This window comes from Streptomyces umbrinus (assembly GCF_030817415.1).
GTDB lineage: Bacteria > Actinomycetota > Actinomycetes > Streptomycetales > Streptomycetaceae > Streptomyces > Streptomyces umbrinus_A.
Map to the genome: position 1 here is coordinate 2,008,756 of NZ_JAUSZI010000002.1, position 17,377 is coordinate 2,026,132.

16 protein-coding genes and 1 riboswitch are annotated in these 17,377 nt (G+C 70.5%); of the genes, 3 read left to right on the forward strand and 13 right to left on the reverse strand.

Features of this window, described 5'->3' with window-relative positions; translation table 11 throughout:
* Positions 1–55: 55 nt before the first annotated feature.
* The 6 genes from QF035_RS09555 to QF035_RS09580 form a co-directional block, all read right to left on the reverse strand.
* Positions 56–649 carry a GAF domain-containing protein gene (locus QF035_RS09555; RefSeq protein ID WP_307519596.1) on the reverse strand — a complete coding sequence of 198 codons (594 nt, stop codon included), beginning with the start codon at positions 647–649 and terminating at the stop codon, positions 56–58.
* Positions 646–1,245, reverse strand: coding sequence for a GTP-binding protein (locus QF035_RS09560; protein WP_266492174.1), 600 nt, complete (start codon positions 1,243–1,245; stop codon positions 646–648). The genes QF035_RS09555 and QF035_RS09560 overlap by 4 nt, the downstream gene beginning before the upstream one ends.
* Complete coding sequence (locus QF035_RS09565; RefSeq protein WP_307519597.1) at positions 1,223–1,594, reverse strand: DUF742 domain-containing protein; 372 nt, start codon at positions 1,592–1,594, stop codon at positions 1,223–1,225. The genes QF035_RS09560 and QF035_RS09565 overlap by 23 nt, the downstream gene beginning before the upstream one ends.
* A 2-nt stretch (positions 1,595–1,596) precedes the next feature.
* Positions 1,597–2,031 (reverse strand): roadblock/LC7 domain-containing protein, encoded by a 435-nt coding sequence (locus QF035_RS09570; RefSeq protein WP_055509592.1) that lies wholly within the window; start codon positions 2,029–2,031, stop codon positions 1,597–1,599.
* A gap of 65 nt (positions 2,032–2,096) precedes the next feature.
* A complete protein-coding gene (locus tag QF035_RS09575; RefSeq protein ID WP_307519598.1) occupies positions 2,097–4,454 on the reverse strand; it encodes an ATP-binding protein in 2,358 nt (785 codons plus the stop codon).
* A gap of 373 nt (positions 4,455–4,827) precedes the next feature.
* On the reverse strand, positions 4,828–6,030 hold the full coding sequence (locus tag QF035_RS09580; RefSeq protein ID WP_307519599.1) for an MBL fold metallo-hydrolase: 1,203 nt from the start codon (positions 6,028–6,030) through the stop codon (positions 4,828–4,830).
* Between the two features lie 335 nt (positions 6,031–6,365).
* Between QF035_RS09580 and QF035_RS09585 the strand changes: the two genes are divergently transcribed.
* Positions 6,366–7,556: a glutamate dehydrogenase gene (locus tag QF035_RS09585; protein WP_307519600.1), complete on the forward strand. Its 1,191-nt coding sequence runs from the start codon at positions 6,366–6,368 to the stop codon at positions 7,554–7,556.
* Positions 7,557–7,654: 98 nt separating this feature from the next.
* A complete protein-coding gene (locus tag QF035_RS09590) occupies positions 7,655–8,275 on the forward strand; it encodes a TetR/AcrR family transcriptional regulator (protein WP_307519601.1) in 621 nt (206 codons plus the stop codon).
* Positions 8,276–8,554: 279 nt separating this feature from the next.
* Here QF035_RS09590 and QF035_RS09595 read toward each other — a convergent pair whose 3' ends face one another.
* The 4 genes from QF035_RS09595 to QF035_RS09610 all read right to left on the reverse strand — a co-directional run bounded on the left by QF035_RS09595 (position 8,555) and on the right by QF035_RS09610 (position 13,868).
* Entirely contained in the window at positions 8,555–9,340 is a 786-nt protein-coding gene (locus QF035_RS09595; RefSeq protein ID WP_307531010.1) for an SGNH/GDSL hydrolase family protein, read from the reverse strand.
* A 146-nt stretch (positions 9,341–9,486) separates the two neighbouring features.
* Entirely contained in the window at positions 9,487–10,206 is a 720-nt protein-coding gene (locus QF035_RS09600; RefSeq protein WP_307519603.1) for a DUF6250 domain-containing protein, read from the reverse strand.
* Positions 10,207–10,401: 195 nt separating this feature from the next.
* A complete protein-coding gene (locus QF035_RS09605) occupies positions 10,402–11,322 on the reverse strand; it encodes a M23 family metallopeptidase (protein ID WP_307519604.1) in 921 nt (306 codons plus the stop codon).
* A gap of 2 nt (positions 11,323–11,324) precedes the next feature.
* Positions 11,325–11,491, reverse strand: a riboswitch (cyclic di-AMP (ydaO/yuaA leader).
* 295 nt (positions 11,492–11,786) lie between these two features.
* Complete coding sequence (locus QF035_RS09610; RefSeq protein ID WP_307519605.1) at positions 11,787–13,868, reverse strand: alpha-galactosidase; 2,082 nt, start codon at positions 13,866–13,868, stop codon at positions 11,787–11,789.
* A 169-nt stretch (positions 13,869–14,037) separates the two neighbouring features.
* On the opposite strand from QF035_RS09610, the gene QF035_RS09615 reads away from it, so the two are divergent.
* Complete coding sequence (locus QF035_RS09615) at positions 14,038–14,835, forward strand: tyrosine-protein phosphatase (RefSeq protein ID WP_307519606.1); 798 nt, start codon at positions 14,038–14,040, stop codon at positions 14,833–14,835.
* Between the two features lie 52 nt (positions 14,836–14,887).
* Here the strand turns inward: QF035_RS09615 and QF035_RS09620 are convergent, their stop codons facing one another.
* From QF035_RS09620 to QF035_RS09630, 3 genes are all read right to left on the reverse strand, one after another.
* Complete coding sequence (locus QF035_RS09620) at positions 14,888–15,013, reverse strand: DUF6126 family protein (protein ID WP_055616152.1); 126 nt, start codon at positions 15,011–15,013, stop codon at positions 14,888–14,890.
* On the reverse strand, positions 15,010–15,642 hold the full coding sequence (locus QF035_RS09625) for a helix-turn-helix domain-containing protein (protein WP_307519607.1): 633 nt from the start codon (positions 15,640–15,642) through the stop codon (positions 15,010–15,012). Before QF035_RS09625 ends, QF035_RS09620 begins: the two co-directional genes overlap by 4 nt.
* A 196-nt stretch (positions 15,643–15,838) precedes the next feature.
* Positions 15,839–17,236 (reverse strand): aspartate aminotransferase family protein, encoded by a 1,398-nt coding sequence (locus tag QF035_RS09630; RefSeq protein WP_307519609.1) that lies wholly within the window; start codon positions 17,234–17,236, stop codon positions 15,839–15,841.
* Positions 17,237–17,377: the final 141 nt, after the last annotated feature.

Sequence of the window (17,377 nt, forward strand, 5' to 3'; positions counted from 1 at the left end):
TCCGCGTGAGTCCGCGTGAGAGGGACACCGTCCGTGTGGAGGCGAAGGCCGCGGGTCAGAATCCACTTTCCCGCAGCTCGATCCGCTCGACCAGCTCCGCCGCCATCGACTTGATGGTGTCGAGCCCCGCCCGCCCCCACGGCCGGGGCTCGACATCGCTGACGCACACCGTGCCGAGCGCGATGCCCGTGCGGTCGATGAGCGGGGCGCCGAGGTAGGAGTGGATGCCGAACTCGTCGACGACCGGGTTGCCCGCGAAGCGGGGATAGTCACGGACGTCCTCCAGGACCAACGCCTTGTGGCGGACGACCACATGTGGGCAGAAGCCATGGTCCCGGGCCATATAGCGGCCGATCCTCGGTTTCGTGGTGTCCGCGTGATCCGTACGGGCCTCGGTCGGCGGCTCGGCCGGGATGCCCCCGTAGGGGGTGTGCAGGCCCGCGAAGAACTGCCGCTCCTCGTCGATGAAGTTGACCATCGCGTAGGGCGCCCCCGCGAGCTCGGCGAGCCGGTCCGCGAACGCGTCGAGGGCCGGCTCGGTGTGCTGCCCCAGGCCGAGCACCCGCAGGCGCCGTGTTCTGGCGGGGGCCTCCTTGTCCTCGGGGGTGAGCAGCAGCCGACCGGCCGGACGCGGCGGGTCGTACGTCATGTGTGGGCTCCGTGGCTGGGGGCGTGCGAGGGGGTGTGGGCGAGGAGGTGGCGGACGAGGGTGAGCAGGGTCTGCACTCCCGAGCTGGAGATCCGGGCGTCGCAGCGCACGACGGGCACCTCCGGGTCGAGGTCGATGGCCGCCCGCACCTCCTCCGGGTCGTAGCGGAAGCCTCCGTCGAACTCGTTGACGGCCACGATGAATCCCAGGCCGCGCTGTTCGAAGAAGTCGACGGCGGCGAAGCAGTCCTCCAGGCGGCGGGTGTCGGCGAGGATGACCGCGCCGAGCGCGCCTTCGGAGAGCTCGTCCCACATGAACCAGAACCGCTCCTGTCCGGGCGTGCCGAACAGGTACAGCACGTGTTCGGGATCGAGGGTGATGCGGCCGAAGTCCATCGCGACGGTCGTCTCGACCTTGTTCTCGATGCCGTCGAGATTGTCGGTCGCGGCGCTGACCGTGGTCAGCAGTTCCTCCGTACTGAGCGGCGCGATCTCGCTCACCGCGCCGACGAAGGTGGTCTTTCCTACTCCGAACCCTCCCGCCACCAGGATCTTCAAGGCGGTGGGAAAGGGGTCAGAGCTGTCGTCGTAGTCCATCGAGCACTGCCTCCAGAAGAGACCGGTCAGTGGGGTTGTGGTGGAACGTCGGGGGCTTCATGGACAGCACCCCGCAGCCGACGAGATCGGACAGCAGCACCTTGGTCACCGCGGCGGGCAGTCTCAGATGCGCGGCGACCTCGGCGACCGAGACGGGGTCCCGGCACAGTTCGAGTGCCTGGGCGTGCTCGGGGCCGAGGTAGCCGAGAGGGGTGACGCCGGTGGCCATCACCTGCGACAGAAGGTCGAGCGCGGTGCTCGGCCGGGTCCGGCCGTTGCTGACCTGGTAGGGGCGCACAAGGCGTCCGGCCGCATCGTCAAGCCAGGGCCCGTCGCCGGCCGAGGTCACGCTCAAGGCCTCATCGCCGACGGTTCGACGCTGTGCTGCCTCGGCGCGGTCATCAGATACGGGCGGACACTCTTGACCAGCATCGCCATCTCGTAGCCGAGCACGGCCGCGTCGGCGTCGCGTCCGGCGAGCACGGCAAGACACGTACCGGAACCCGCGGTGGACACGAACAGCAGCGTGGAGTCCAGCTCGACGACGACCTGGCGTACGTCGCCGCCGTCGCCGAAGCGGACGCCCGCGCTGCGGCCCAGGGAGTAGAGCCCCGAGGCCAGGGCCGCCATGTGGTCGGCGCTGTCGGGGTCGAGCCCGTGCACCGACTTCACGAGGCCGTCGCAGGAGAGCAGCACGGCGCTCCTGGTGTGCGGTACGCGCTGCACCAGGCCGCTCATCAGCCAGTCGAGATCGGATGCGTGCCCGGTCGGCACATCGCTCGCCATGGGGGATCGACTCCTTGAAGTACGAAGGTCTGCGGGAGCGGAAGTGTGGGTGGGGGTGGCGTTGTTCATCCGGCTGGTGTGCTCCCGTCGTGCCGGGCGGTGAGGTCATGACCTGGCGCGGGCGCCGTCTCGTGCGCCACGTGCGCCTCGCGTGGTTCGTGCGCTGGGTGCGCTTCGCCTATGGGCGTTTCATCCATGTGGGCCGAGTCCCGGAACTGGGCGTCGGCGAGCCCGATGCCGCGCTGGAACGCCGCCATCAGACCGGGGTCGTGACCGACGTGGAACTCGGAGTCCGGCCGGGGCGCGGGTCCGTCGCGCAGCTCGGGCACGAGGTGCTCCTGCGCCCGCCGTCTGGGCAGTTGCGGCTTGCTCATGGTGCCGCGCACCACACCGCCGCGCGGGGTCGGGGGCGTGACCGTGTTCTCGGCGACGAACCGCCGGTCGCCGGGACGGATACCGGGCACGGCCTCCGCCGGGTTGGCCCGCGTCTCGGCACCGCGCACCGGGAGCGGGGCCGGAGCACCACCGTTCACGACCGACAGCCCGCCCGGCGCACTCTCCCGCCCCGGCTGCGCCGGCACGGCGGTCCTCATGCCGTGGGCGTCGTGGGGCGCATACGACGCGGCTTCGTGAAACGACGCCCGCGGTACGTCGCCGGAGGCGCCCGGGACCACTCCCGGTACGGGGATCGGCGTCCCGTGGGAGGGAGTCCCGTGGGCAGGGGTCCCATGGGCGGGAGTCCCATGTGCCGGCGCCCCATAGGCAGGCGTCCCGTGAGCCGGAGTCCCATGAACGGGGCTCCCATGTGCGGGCGTGCCATGTGGTGGCGTGCCATGGGCCGGTGTGTCCTGCCCTGGCATGCCGTGGCGAGGCGTACTCCTCAGCGGCGGCTCGTGTGTCGGCATGCCATGAGAAATCGCGGCTCCGTGTGTTGAAGAGCCGTGTGCTGCAGTCCCATGTACCGGCGCGGCGTGTGCTGGCGCCCCGGGGACCGAACCACCTTGCGCCGAGGCGCCTTGTGTCGAAGCAGCATGTGCCGAACCGACATGTGCCTGACCACCATGCGCGGGACCACCACGAGCACCCGCACTCGCCGCCGCCCCCGCAGCAGCGCCTCCCGCCGTGACCTCCCGCGGAGACCCAACCCCGGAGGCAGCCCCAGAACCAACCGGGGAACCAGCCCCCGCATCGGCCCCGCCCCCGGCCGGCTGCTTCCCCTCCGCCCCCAGCAACGCCTGCGGCACGACCAGTACGGCCTGCACGCCACCGTAGATATTGGTCTGCAACCGCACCACGATCCCGTGCCGGCGCGCGAGTTGGGAGACGACGAACAGCCCGATGCGGCCGTCCTGCAGCAGACTCGCGACGTTCACCTGATCGGGGTCGGCGAGCAACGCGTTCATCTTGTGCTGCTCGGCCAGCGGCATCCCGAGCCCGCGGTCCTCGACCTCCACGGCGAGCCCGGACGTGACCACGTTGGCCCGCAGCAGCACTTGGGTGTGCGGCGCCGAGAACACCGTGGCGTTCTCGACGAGCTCGGCCAGCAGGTGGATCACGTCGGCGACGGCGTGCCCGCGCACGGTGCCGTCGATCGGCGGGACGAGCTTGACCCGCGAGTACTGCTCGACCTCGGCGATCGCTGAACGCAGCACCTCGGTCATGGAGACCGGGTTGCTCCACTGCCGGCGCGACACGGCCCCGCCGAGGACGGCGAGGTTCTCGGCGTGCCGCCGGATACGGGTGGCGAGGTGGTCGACGTGGAACAGACCCTTGAGCAGGTCCGGGTCCTCGATCTCGTTCTCCAGCTCGTCGAGGATCGAGATCTCGCGGTGCACCAGGGACTGCAGGCGCCGTGCCAGATTGACGAAGACCTCGACCTTCTGCTCGCTGCCCGCCTGGCTGGAGAGCTGGGCGGCCTGGACGACCGCGCTCACGGCGCCTTCGTGGGCGCGCGCCAGGTCGTCCTCGAGCAGGTCGAACTCGTCGGCGTCCGAGGCGGGCCGGCCGACCGGTCGGCGCTCGGGCGGCCCCTCGCCCCGGCGCAGCGTCTCGACGAGGGCACGCAGATCGGACTGGCCGCGGGCACTGGTGCGGCGCAGGGTGCCGACGCGCTCGTGTACGGACCTGGCGGCGCGGTCGGCCGCCACGGCGGCGATCACGATGCCCGCGAGGGCGACCGCGACGGCTCCGCCGAGCACGATCCACAGCGTGGGGCCGAGCCGTGCGGGGGTCGTGCGGACGATGAAGAGCACAGCGGCGCTGGCGCTGAGGGCCACCGCGATGGGCGGCAGGACCGCGAGGCGGAGGAGCTGGGGCCGTATGTGGGTCTCGGGCTGCGTGGGGGTGGTGCGGGCGACCGGTCGCCCGTGCCGCCCGCCCTCGCGGCGGTCTGCGCGTGCGGCCGGTGCGCGAAGGTGAGACATCGACGTCCTCGTACTGGTGCGTCGGGGCCGTGGGGGCTCCCGCGGGTTCTGCGACCGAGGCATGCGCCGAATGGGACACGCGCCATCGCTGCGCCGGTCGAGAGAGTCGAAGAATTCGGCCCTGTGTCGCTCAGCGGCCACTCACAGTAGTCGCCACCGCATCATGTGCGGTGGGCAGTTGACAAAGTCCGGCGGCCTGCGTCCCGCTCTGGTATGAGGGTTCGTACGACAGGCCGATAAACCCCTCGCACGCCCGTTCCCGTGCGCCAGTGAACCGATCAGACCTGGTCAGAAGCGGTCAGCGAAAAAAGGGCGAGGGCCGAGGAGCAGGATGCTCCTCGGCCCTCGCCGAATGCCTTCGCGGGCTTCTACGTCACCCCGCGGGGACGGTTTCCGGGTCTCCGGTGTCCTCCTTGGTGTCACGCGGTGTGCCACCGACCGTCTCCTCGGCGGAGGGCCAGCCGCCCTCCGGGACGACGGCCACACCGCGCCACCAGGGCTCGGACGGGACGGTCTCCGAGGTCGGCTCGAAGGGCTCACCGGGCCGGGGCAGCGCGATCCGGGCGCCGACCGCGCGGGCGGCGGTGACGGTGCCCTCGCCGGGCTCGGCCCAGGGGTGCGCCGCGAGGTTGAACGTCGCCCAGTGGATCGGCATCATCACGCCGCTGTGCCGGCCGCCCTGGAGGTCCAGGTGGGCCCGCATGCCCTCCTCGGGCGTCATGTGGATGTCGGGCCAGAACTCGCTGTACGCGCCGATCTGGATCATCGTGGCGTCGAAGGGGCCGTGCTCGGCGCCGATGTCCGCGAAACCGGCGAAGTACCCCGTGTCCCCGCTGTGGTAGATCCGGTGCTCGTCCCCTGCCACGGCCCAGGAGGCCCAGAGGGTGTGCTGCGTGTTGCGCAGGCCGCGGCCGCAGAAGTGGCGGGCGGGTGTGGCGGTCAGGGAGATTCCGCCGACCTTCGTCGTCTCGTGCCAGTCGAGCTCGCGCAGCCTGTCCGCGGAGACGCCCCAGTGCTCCAGGTGGGCGCCGACACCGAGGGGCACCGCGAACACCGTGTCCGTACCGGCCAGGGCCTTGATCGTGGGCAGGTCCAGGTGGTCGTAGTGGTCGTGCGAGATGACGACCACGTCCACCGGGCCGAGCGCCTCCAGCGGTAGGGGCACGGGGTGCAGCCGCTTGGGACCGGCGAAGGCGAACGGGGAGCAGCGCTCACCCCAGACCGGGTCGAAGAGCACCCGGTGCCCGTCGATCTCGGCGAGGACGCTGGAGTGCCCCATCCACGTGAGCCGCAGTCCGTCGGCCGGTGGCCGGGCCAGGTCGGCGAGGGTCGTGGCATGCACCGGCACCGTGCCCGCCGGGGCGCGGCGCACGCGCTCCTCCTTGCGGAAGAAGGACCGCGCGAACTCGAGCATGGCACCGTCGGGCCGGGGAGCGCCCTCGGGATTCCGGAAGACGCCGTCCGCGTAGTTCGGCGATCTGCGGATGCGCTCCATGCGCTCACCGCTCGGATCCGCGCCGAACGCGGCGGGCCGCAGCGCACGGAGCCCGGAGCTCAGGGAACGGGAACCGGTCACGGCACCTCCAGGTGGAGTCGGTCTGACTTTCCATTATGGTCGCCGCCTCTGACAGCGCCGGGTCGGGCGTATGGCGGGGCGGTTTCCGCGCGGGCCATGGCGGGATCCATCGAGTACGACATCACGTTCTACTGAAGATCCATTCAGTAAGTTGACAGATACATGCAGCACTTTCGATACTGACCGACCATTCAGTAGAGGCAGCCGGTACAGCACCGGGGCGCAGGGTGCACCCGGCCCCACGCCGGTCAAACGCTCCGAACCTGTCACCTTGTTCCCCTCGCCCCCCGTTTTCCGGACCCCCGCTTCCCAGATCCCCGTTCCCGAGGAGCCCCATGACCGCCCAGGACAGCAGCCCGTTGATGACGCTCACCTGGACCGACCACGTCACCGGCCGCCAGGGGCATCTGGTCGTCGACCGGCTGGTACGCGGTGTCTCCAGCGGCGGGCTGCGCATGCGGGCGGGCTGCACGCTGGACGAGGTCGCCGGGCTCGCCCGTGGAATGACCATGAAAGAGGCCCTGCACTACAACCCCGAGAGCCGCTACGTACCGCTGGGCGGCGCCAAGGGCGGCATCGACTGCGATCCCCAGGCCCCGGAGGCGTACGGCCTGCTCGTGCGCTATCTGCGTGCCATGCGCCCGTACATCGAGAGCCTCTGGACCACCGGGGAGGATCTCGGTCTCACCCAGGACCTCGTCGACCGGGCCGCGGCGGAGGCGGGGCTCGTGTCGTCGATCCAGGCCGTGTATCCGCTGCTCGACGACGAGGCGGCGGCCCGGCGGCGGCTGGCGGACGCGTTCGCGGTCGAGGTGGACGGCATCGGGCTCGACGAGCTGGTCGGCGGCTGCGGGGTGGCCGAGTCGGTCCTCGCGGCCCTGGACCGGGCCGGGGTCGCGTACGAGGGGACCCGGGTCTCCGTGCAGGGCCTGGGCACCATGGGCGGGGCCACGGCCCGCTTCCTCGCGCGCGCGGGGCTCAGAATCGTGGCCGTCGCCGACGTGAAGGGCACGATCGCCAACCCCGGAGGGCTGGACGTCGACGCGCTGCTCGCCGCCCGGGACACGTACGGAACGATCGACCGTGCGGCGCTGCGTCCGGGCGACCGCGAACTGCCCGGCGACGCCTGGCTGTCCGCCGACGCCGACGTGCTGGTGCCGGCGGCGGTCTCGTACACGATCGACACCACCAACCAGGGGCGGATCACGGCCCGTTGGATCGTCGAGGCCGCCAACATGCCCGTCCTGCCGGGCGCGGAGCAGCAGCTCGCCGGCCGCGGTGTCACCGTCCTGCCGGACGTCGTGGTCAACTCCGGGACCAACGCCTGGTGGTGGTGGACCCTGTTCGGCGACATCGGGGCCGACGCGGACGAGGCGTTCGCGTACACGCGGCGTTCGATGCGTGCCCTGATCGACCAGACGCTCGCGCGCGCGGAGGCCGACGGGACGACACCGCGGGCGGCCGCGCACGCGATCGTCGCGGACCGGCTGCCGGTGATCGCGGAGCGCTTCGGCTGGTACCGCTGACGCCGCGGGCACGCCCGGCGGGAACGGTGACGGCCCGGCCGCGGCCGGTAACCGACCCTCCACCGGCGCACTCCGGGGCGACGCAATAGGGTTGCCCGGTGGCAAGAGTGCGGTTGAGCGTGGCGGAGCGGCGTGAGGAACTGCTGCGGGCCGCCATCCAGCAGATCGAGGGGCGGGGCGTGTCCGCGGTGCGGATCGCCGATGTGGCGACCGCGCTCGGGGTGAGCAACGCGCTGGTGCTCTATCACTTCTCGACCAAGGAGAAACTGGTCGCAGCCGCGTTCACGTACGCGGCCGAGGACGACCTCGCCCATCTCCGCAAGCTGCTCGGCCGCCGGACGACCGCGCTGCGGCGGCTGCGGGCGGCGGTCCGCTGGTACGCGCCGACGGGGCAGGCCAAGGGCTGGCGGCTGTGGATCGAGGGCTGGGCGGTCGCGCTGCGCGAACCCGCGCTGCGAGACGTCACCCGTGACCTGGACCGGCAGTGGAAGGCCGCGATCACCGAGGTCATCGCGGAGGGCGTGGCCGCGGGCGAGTTCCACTGCCCGGACCCCACGAGTACGGCCCTGCGCCTGACCGCCCTGCTGGACGGGCTCGCCGTCCAGATGACGGCGTACCCCGGCGCGGTGTCACGCGCCCGCACCCAGGAGTGGGTGGACGAGGCACTGGCCCGGGAGCTGGGGCTGGCGCGCGAGGCGCTGACGGCTCCGGGCGCCTGAGGCGGCGTACCGACGCGCCACTGATTCACAACCGGGGGGCGTCGAGGTCTCATCGCCGTGACCGCCGAGGCTCCCCCGGCATCACCTGGCCGCGAGACGGTTCGGCCTCACCCACAAAGGATCCGGCGCGCCACAAAGAAGCAGCGGGGCTCCCCCGACATCACCCGTCAAGGAAGCCCCGCCCCTCCGCGGACACTCGGGCCACAGGCCGAGACCGCCGGTCGAGCCGCGGCCCGCCCCGCCCCTTCTGGCCCCGAGGACCCTCAGGCCCTCGGACCTTCAAGCCACCGGCTCGATCCGCATCTTGATGTCGCCGGGCGACAGGCTTCCCTTCGCCACCACGCGGTCCCCGGAGGACTCCCCGCGAAGGCGCCGCCCGATCCACGGCACCAGGTACTCGCGCGCCCAGTGGATGTTGTCGCGCCGCATTTCGAGCGTGCCGCGCGGAGGCAGCGGCGGCCACGGCTGGTCGGGGTCCGCGGGCACTTCCAGGCCGAGGACCTGGCCGGCGCGCAGGGCGACCTGCGTGTGCCCCTCGGGCGACAGATGGAGCCGGTCGCCGTCCCAGGCCCGCCGGTCCTGGATGGTCTTGAGGGACCACAGGTCGAGCACGGGACAGCCGTACCGGTCGGCGATGGCCCGGATATGGAGGTTGTACGTAGCGATCTTGCCGCGCATGTGCTTGAGCACGGGTACGCCACGGGTGTCGAAGCCGGTGGTCACGAGGACCGTGCCGACGGCCGACGTGAGGTCCGCGACGGCACGCTCGAAGCGCTCCGCGACCTCGTCGGGGTCGGTGCCCGGCCGGATGATGTCGTTGCCGCCCGCGCAGAAGGAGACCAGGTCCGGCGCGAGTTCCTTCGCGCGCGTCAACTGGTCCTCGACGATCTGGTCGAGGAGTTTCCCGCGGACGGCGAGGTTGGTGTAGTCGAAGTCGCCCTCGGGCCGACGGTCCGCGAGAAGCACCGCGAACCGGTCGGCCCAGCCGACGAACGCCCCGTCCGGGCCAAGGTCGCCGACGCCCTCGGTGAAGCTGTCCCCCACCGCCACGTACGACCCGATCACTGATCTGTCGTCATTCTTCGAATCGTCTGCCACATCGGGCCATGATTCACCTTCGGGTGTGAGCTACGCGACCGTAGGAAAGGGTTGACGGGCGGTGAGATAAGCCACTCGTCAAGTGTTGGTCAATCCCGGAATAAGGGGCTCGATCAGGGACGTTGTCGCAGCTCCCGCACCCGGAAGTCCGTGATCCTGAAGTGACTCCACACGGTCCGGAACGCGAAGTGGCCGCTCGTGTACGGCTCTTGGTCCACGAAGTCGAAGACGAGCCGCCCGTTGTTCCACCACTGGACCGTCGAGCCGTTGGAGACGATCCGGACCCGGTTGGGCTCGTTCGCCGCGAGCAGCGGCTCCGTGTAGTCGAAGACGAGCGGCCGGACGCCCGCCTCACCGACGTAACGGCGCAGCCTGGTCGTGGTGTTGGAGTTGGCGCCGTATCCGGCGTAGTACGTCGTGAGGTGGTCGTACTCGTCGAGCGCGCCGCCGCGGTGCGTGGCGAAGAGGTCCTCCGGTGAGCGGACGTCCGTGGCGTTCCAGAAGTTGTTGAGGTCCGAGACCCGGTCGTTGGCGCCGCCCGCCGAGACCGGTGTGGCGGTGTATTCCAGGACGTACGGCCCTCGCAGCCTTCGCTTGAACCAGACCGTCGCGCCGCTCGGCACGTCCATCTCCAGAACGCCCTGGGACGCGGTGACGCTGCCGCCGTCCTGCAGCTCTGTCGCCCACTGGCCGAGGCCGTGCCGGAAGTCGTCGCGGGCGATGAGTCGCCCCGGACGGTACCGGGCCGCCGCGCTCGCCGTCTGCGTGGGGACCAGCGCGGCGAGTGCGACACCGGTGGCCAGGGCTCCGAACGTTCTGCGTGTGGTCGTCATGAAGACCTCCAAGGCATGGAAGACGCATAGAAAGCGCTTGCGGAGATCACTGTGTCCGGCTTCCGCACCCCTGTCGACCCATCGCCCGGCCATGCCACAGAACCAAAACACCGAAGACCGGACCCCGGGGATCACAGGGTCCGGCCTTCGGAGACGAGCGGAGTGGTACGCCGTCCGGGCGCGCCTGGCGTCGGGTCAGACGGAGACGCCCTTGCCACGCAGGTACGCCAGCGGGTCCACGTCCGAGCCGTAGTCCGGGGTGGTGCGGATCTCGAAGTGCAGGTGCGGGCCGGTGACGTTGCCCGTCGCGCCGGAGAGGCCGACCTGCTGGCCCTCGGTCACGGCCTGTCCGGCCGAGACGGAGAGGGAGGACAGGTGGGCGTACTGGGCGTAGTGGCCGTCTTCGAGCTGGATGACGACCTGGTTGCCGTACGCGCCGCCCCAGCCGGCCGAGACGACCGTGCCCGCGCCGACGGACTTGAGGGACGTGCCGGTCGGGACCACGAAGTCGACGCCGGTGTGGTATCCGCTGGACCACATACTGCCCGACATCTTGTACGGGGTACCGACGCCCGCGCCCGCGACCGGCAGCGTGAAGCCGGCGGCACCGGCTTCGGACGCGGCCTTGGGAGCGGCGGCGGCCTTCGGGGCCGCGACCTTCTTCGCGGAGGACTGGGTGGCCTTGGAGGCGCCGGAGTCGGAGCTCGAAGCGGCGGCGGCCTTGCCGATCGACAGCTTCAGGCCCGGGTGGATCAGCGCCGGGTCACCGCCGATCGCCTTGCGGTTGTCCTCGTACAGCTTCTTCCAGCCACCGTTGACGTCCTGCGTGTCGGCGATCTTCGACAGGGAGTCGCCCGCACGCACGGAATAGGTCTTGGCCGCGGCCTTCTTCGCCTCGGCCTTCTTGCCGGCGGCGGCAGGCGCCGATTCGGCGGCCTTGTTCGCGACATTCGAGACGCTCGCCACGGAATCGGCGGCGGACTGCGGAGTCGCGGCGTGCGCTCCGGTCGCGCCGAGCAGCGGAAGGGCGAGCGCCGCGCCGCCGGTTCCGGCGACGGCTATGGAGCGGGTGAAACGCTGGGACTTGGGACGGCGGTGCTTACCCTTCGCGGGCATGGCAAATTCCTCTCCGGCGCCTGCGAGGTGAGCTGTCGGGTGCGAGCTGGAGATGCCCGGCCGTGTTTGCGCACGACTTAACCCCTAGCCGTTCCGGAGACCGGAACAGGCGTTCTACCTGTGGGTCCCCCGCTCCTGCCGTGTACGGGTGGGTGAGCGGATTCCGGGCGGCGGCAGGATTGGGCGTCCGTCCGGATTGGTGGCGAACGTAAGCGACATGAAGACGCAGGAACAACCTCTGGGGTTTCCTGTGTGCCCCGTTCTCTTGATCCCTGACCGAAATGACGGTCACGCTGCGTAAATCCGGGATCTCCCCCGTTTGTTAAATCCCTGAAAACGCAGCCGAATTACGTGAACATGGCGACAGCGGACCGTCACGAATATGACGCTGCTCACTGAGTGCCGTTTCAGGAGCCTTTATTCCAGAGCGAGTTGGAACTTAGCCTCCATTACGGACACAACAGTCACATGCGACGCAGTCGGAAAACTGCCGCATCAAGGTCACCCTGCAGCCCCGTCCGCAACCCGTGATGCAACAGCACCGCACCTCGGTGGACTTCGCCCGTTTCAAGGCATTCGTACGCCGCTGTCGGGTCGAGTCCGCGCAGCCGCACAGGAGCGACCGGCTCGCCGTAGTGCTGGGCCTGGAGCCAGGCGAGGACCACGACCTCGCCGTCACGCGAGTACTGCACGGCGCTCAGCCCGCCCTCCGGCGCCCGCAGCCGGTGAAGGTCCCCGCCCTGCACGACGGGCCGGATCTCCTTGTAGAGCTCCACCCACGTCCGCGCCTCGGCCAGCTCCTCGTCGCTCCACCGCGTCAGGTCGCCGCCGACACCGAGCACTCCGGCCATCGCGCTCACGAAGCGGAAGCGCAGCGAACTGACGCGACCGTTGAGCTGGACGTTCGGACTGTCGGTGACCCAGGCGGCCATGGTCCGCGCGGGATGCACCTGGCTGAAGCCGTGCTGGATGGCGAGCCGGTCGAGCGGGTCGGTGTTGTCCGAGGTCCACACCTGATCCGTACGCGCCATGATCCCGAGGTCGATACGGCCGCCGCCGCCCGAGCACGACTCGAAGGCGACGCCCGGGTGGGCCGCCCGCAGCCGGTCCAAGAGGCGGTACAGGGCGTGCACATGGTCCACCCAGAGCCGCTGCGGGTAGGCCTCGCCGGACCACCCCGCGTCGGTGAAGCAGCGGTTGAAGTCCCACTTCACATAGTCGATCGGCGCACTGGAGAGCAGCGTGTCGAGCTGCTCCCAGAGATACTCCTGGACGTCATCGCGGGCGAGGTTCAGTACGAGCTGATTGCGCAGCTCCGTCCTCTTTCGTCCCGGTTGGAACTGCACCCAGTCGGGGTGCGCGCGGTACAGCTCGCTGTCCGGGTTGACCATCTCGGGCTCGACCCAGATCCCGAACTGCATCCCCAGCGCGTGCACCTCGTCCGCGAGGGGCTTGAGACCGGCCGGGAAGCGGTCGGGGTTGGGCGTCCAGTCGCCGAGCCCGGCCCGGTCGCTGGTGCGCGCCCCGAACCAGCCGTCGTCGACCACGAACAGCTCGACCCCCATCGCGGCGGCCCGCCGCGCCAGCGCCCCCTGCTGCTCCTCGGAGATGTCGAACTCCGTGGCCTCCCAGGAGTTGTAGAGCACCGGCCGGTGCTCGTCCGCCTCCGGGATCACATAGGCGCGCTGGTAGGCGTGCCAGGCACGGCTCGCGCCGCCGAATCCGCCGTCGCTCCACAGCCCCGCGAAGACGGGTGTGACGAAGCTCTCCCCCGGCTCCAGCCGCAGCAGCCCCGAGTCGTCGTACCCGACCCCGCCGGTGATCTGCACGCGCGCGTCCGGGAGTTGGGCCACGGCGATCCGCCAGGTGCCCGACCAGGCGAGGGCGCACCCGTAGACCTCGCCCCGCTCCTCGGTGGCCGCGCCGTCGGCGTCCAGAGCGACCCAGGGCAGGTGCTGGTGCGAGGTGTGCCCGCGCCGGCTGCCGATGACCTTCTCACCGTAGGTGAGTTCGGAGCGTACGAGCCGGGACTCGGCCGCCCACCGGCCGTGCAGCTGGGACAGCCGCCAGCCGTCGCGGTGCGGCAGCGTCCAGGCCGCGGAGTCGGCGCGCAGCACCTCCAGGGCGGGCCCTTCGTTGTCGAGGGTCACCCACCGCTCGACGACGTCGGTCCCGGCCCGCATCCGGTAGTGCAGCGTGATCCCGAGCCCGGAGTCGGAGAACCGCAGCCGCAGCTCGTCGCCGTCGGCCTCGTACGTCTCGAAGCTCCACTCGGTGCCGCGCCGCTCGTCCGTCCGCACGGACAGGGCGGGCCGCACGAACCGGGGGCCGCCCTCCACCGGGTACTCCTCGTGTCCGTCGAGGGTGGCCTCGAAGGCCCAGTACTCCGGTCCCGGGCCGGCGGCGAGTGCCTCGGCGTCGGCGAGCGCGATACGCGGGCCCCAGTGCAGATGCAGCAGCGCGTCGTCCTCGCCGAGCCGCAGGGCATAACTGCTCGCCGGGCCCGAAAGAAGCCACGTACGACCGTCTTCGCCGATCTCCAACATCAAACCCTCACAGATCCGAACAGGCACGCTCAATCATCAACATCATTATGGGCCGCGTGCCTCCCCGGCAACGCCTGTGGACAACTCATTGGCCTACGAATCGATGTCGTATCGTCGAGAACGCACTTCGCGGACGAGCCGCGTCGGCAGCCGAATGGGAGGAGCCCCCGTGACGCAGCAGGTCCCGTCGACCGAGCCCGAGCTGGCTGGAGTGCGCAACTTCCGTGATGTCGGCGGCCTGCCGACGGTGGACGGCCGGCGCGTGGCGTACGGACGGCTGTTCCGCAGCGGCCATCTCGCGCACGCGACGGAGTCGGACGCCGCGTTCCTCGCGTCCCTGGGCCTGCACACGATCTTCGACTTCCGCAACGCCGCCGACCAGAAACTCGAAGGGCCCGACGTCGAGCTGCCTGGTGTGCGGAACGTGAATCTTCCGCTGACCGACCCGGCGCACGGCGCCGAGTTCTGGACGATGGTCCGCGACGGCGACATCGACCAGTTGCGCTCGATCCTCGGGGACGGCAAGGCGGCGGACCGGATGATCGGTTCCTACCGCGCGATCATCCAGGAGCGCACGGCCGAGCACCGCCAGGTGCTCCACTCGATGGCCGAGGACAGCGTCCCCGCCCTGATGCACTGCGCGGCGGGCAAGGACCGCGCCGGCCTCTCCATCGCCATCACCCTGCTCGCCCTCGGCGTCGAGCGCGAGGCCATCGTCGCGGACTACCTGGAGTCGAACGCGACGCACCGCCGCTACAAGGTGCACCGCAGCAAGTCCTCCGCCTCGGCGTACTCACCCGAGGTGATGGAGCTACTCAGCCCCCTCTTCGACGCGCGCGCCGAGTACCTGGAAGCGGCGTTCGACACCATCGAGGAGAAGTGGGGCGGGGTGGACACGTATCTGGAGCAGGGCCTGGGCGTGACCCCCGAGATCCGGGAGCGACTGCGGGAGCGGTTCCTCGACTGACCGGCTTCCCGCCGACCAACGTCCCGCCTCCCGCCCTGGGAGTCCGCCGCTGCTACTGCCCCTGAGCTCCGAGCGAGAACAGCAGGTAGATGAAGGCGGCGAAGATGTGCCCGACCGCCACGTAGATGATGAGCCGCACCCACAGAGCGCGCGGGAACTTCTCCTCCATGTCCTTCATGACGTCTCTCCAGGGGTCGTCGGCCCGAGGCACAGCGTGGCCGTGGGGCTCTGCAGCAGGGTGTGTACGAAGAGGAGCTCGGCCCCGTCCCGGTCCGCGGCGGCGATCCGGTGCGGGGTCAGCGAGTCGAAGTGCGCACTGTCGCCGGGCTCGAGGACGTGCGCTGTGTCCCCGAGCCGCAGCCGCAGCCGCCCTTCAAGGACGTAGAGCCACTCCTCTCCGGGGTGGACCCGCACGATGTCGCCCTGGGCCCCGTACGGGACGTGCACACGCAGGGACTGCATGCCGCGTCCGGCCGCCCCGGCCTGCCAGTACGTCCAGCCACCGGCCTGGGTGGGCTCCATGTCGCCGGCACGCACGACGGCGTCCCGCTCGGCGACCGTCTCGCCGAGCAGCTCGGAGACGGTCGTACCGTAGATGCGGGCCAGCGCGAGCAGCATCGGCAGCGAGGGCTGGCGCTGTCCGGTCTCCAGACGGGACAGATGCGCGGGCGAGAGCCCGGCGGTGCGGGCCACGGACTCCAGGGTGAGTGAGGCACGGCGCCGCAGTGCACGCAGCTGGGGTGCGACCGCAGGCAGCTCGTCGGCCGCCTCCGGCTCAGAAGGGCTCGTACCCTCGACAGGGCTCATGTCATCCATTGAGCCGGAGGCTTACCTCTGAGGCAAATTTCTTACCTCAGAGGCAAAAGCGAGGCGGGCCCACGGCGCGCAAGCCGGTCCACGACGCCCAGACGGGTCCACGACGCCCACGCCGGGCCACGGCGCCGAGGCCGGGCCGCAGCGACAAGGCGGTCCGCGGCGACAAAGCGGTCCGCAGCAGCGGAACCTACCGGTTGGCGACCGCCTGCTTCACCAGCGTCTTCCCGAAATCCCACATCAGGCCGCCCCCGCTGTGCGCGTCGTCCATCACGGCGGTGAAGGCCTCCACGAACCGGTCGACGTCCCGCTCCCCGACGACCAGCGGCGGAATCAGCTTGATCACCTCCAGATGATCGCCGGAGACCTGGGTGAGGATCCGGTGCCGTTGGAGCAGCGGCACGACCACCATCTGGGCGAACAGCCCCTTCCGCGCGGCCTGCAGCATCGTCCAACGGCTGCGCAGCTTCAGCGACTTGGGCCGCCCGAACTCGATGCCGATCATCAGCCCACGGCCGCGTACATCGCTCAGCAGCTCGTACTTGTCGACGAGCGCCGCGAGCCGGGACTTCAACTGCTCCCCCGTGGCCCGGGCGTTGGCGACGATCTGCTCGTTCTCCATGACCGACAGCACGGCGAGGCCCGCCGCCATGGCCTGCGCGTTGGCCCCGAAGCTCGCCGAGTGCACGAGGACGCGGTCCATGGTCGAGTAGACCTTCTTGAAGATCCAGTCCTTGCCGAGGGTGGCCCCGACGGGCACATACCCGCCGGACAGTGCCTTGGCCACACACACCAGGTCCGGCTCCACGCCGTCCTCGTGCTGGTAGGCGTAGAAGTCTCCCGTCCGGCCGAGCCCCGTCTGCACCTCGTCCGCGATGAGCAGCGCCTTGTGCTTGCGCAGCAACTCCTGTGCGCCGCGCAGATATCCGGGCGGCGACTCGTGCACGCCCTTGCCCTGGATCGGCTCGACGATCAGCGCGGCGACGTCGCCCCTCTTCAACTCCCTTGCCAGCGCGTCGAGATCGCCGAGCGGGACCGCCGTGTCGGGCAGCAGCGGGGCGAAGCCGTCCCGGAAGCCGTCCTCGCCGTTCACGGACAGGGACCCGGTGGTCAGACCGTGGAAGGCGTGGGTGCAGTACAGGACCCTCGGCTTCCCGGTCGCGTACCGGGCGAACTTCAGCGCGGTCTCGACGGCCTCCGTACCGCTGTTGCCGAAGAACACCCGGTCCAGATGCGGACTGTGTGTGAGCAGCTTCTCCGCCAGCAGCCCGGGCAGCGGCTGGCAGTCGAAGCGGGTGAGGTCGGCGAGCTGGGCGTCGAGGACGTCGTGCAGCGCCTTGCGGACGACGGGGTGATGGCGGCCCAGGCCCATCACCCCGAACCCGGCCAGCATGTCCAGGTACTCGTTGCCGTCCGCGTCCCAGAAGTACGCGCCGTCGGCCCGCTCGTAGACCTTGTCGAAGCCGATGGTGTGCAGCATGCGCGGCAGCTGGTGGTTCAGATGCTTCGCGTGCAGCTCGTAGCGCTCGGCTCCGCGCTCGGCGAGGAGGCCGGCGAGGTCGAACTCCTGGGGCTTGCTGGTGGTCATTCCTGTTTCTCCTTGGACGCGTGCTCCTTGCCCGCCGGCTTCCTGGCGGTCTGCTTCTTCGCGACGCGCTGCCTGGCGGGCTGCGCCCTTGAAGCGTCTGAAGCGCCCTGCCCGGCGGGCCGCGCCTTCGAGACGTCCGCC

Excerpts from the sequence above, each read along its gene's own strand:
- QF035_RS09555 (WP_307519596.1), bottom strand. The coding sequence starts at position 649 with ATGACGTACGACCCGCCGCGTCCGGCCGGTCGGCTGCTGCTCACCCCC.
- QF035_RS09560 (WP_266492174.1), bottom strand. The coding sequence starts at position 1,245 with ATGGACTACGACGACAGCTCTGACCCCTTTCCCACCGCCTTGAAGATC.
- QF035_RS09570 (WP_055509592.1), bottom strand. The coding sequence starts at position 2,031 with ATGGCGAGCGATGTGCCGACCGGGCACGCATCCGATCTCGACTGGCTG.
- QF035_RS09575 (WP_307519598.1), bottom strand. The coding sequence starts at position 4,454 with ATGTCTCACCTTCGCGCACCGGCCGCACGCGCAGACCGCCGCGAGGGC.
- QF035_RS09585 (WP_307519600.1), top strand. The coding sequence starts at position 6,366 with ATGACCGCCCAGGACAGCAGCCCGTTGATGACGCTCACCTGGACCGAC.
- QF035_RS09600 (WP_307519603.1), bottom strand. The coding sequence starts at position 10,206 with ATGACGACCACACGCAGAACGTTCGGAGCCCTGGCCACCGGTGTCGCA.
- QF035_RS09605 (WP_307519604.1), bottom strand. The coding sequence starts at position 11,322 with ATGCCCGCGAAGGGTAAGCACCGCCGTCCCAAGTCCCAGCGTTTCACC.
- QF035_RS09610 (WP_307519605.1), bottom strand. The coding sequence starts at position 13,868 with ATGTTGGAGATCGGCGAAGACGGTCGTACGTGGCTTCTTTCGGGCCCG.
- QF035_RS09620 (WP_055616152.1), bottom strand. The coding sequence starts at position 15,013 with ATGAAGGACATGGAGGAGAAGTTCCCGCGCGCTCTGTGGGTGCGGCTC.
- QF035_RS09625 (WP_307519607.1), bottom strand. The coding sequence starts at position 15,642 with ATGAGCCCTGTCGAGGGTACGAGCCCTTCTGAGCCGGAGGCGGCCGAC.
- QF035_RS09630 (WP_307519609.1), bottom strand. The coding sequence starts at position 17,236 with ATGACCACCAGCAAGCCCCAGGAGTTCGACCTCGCCGGCCTCCTCGCC.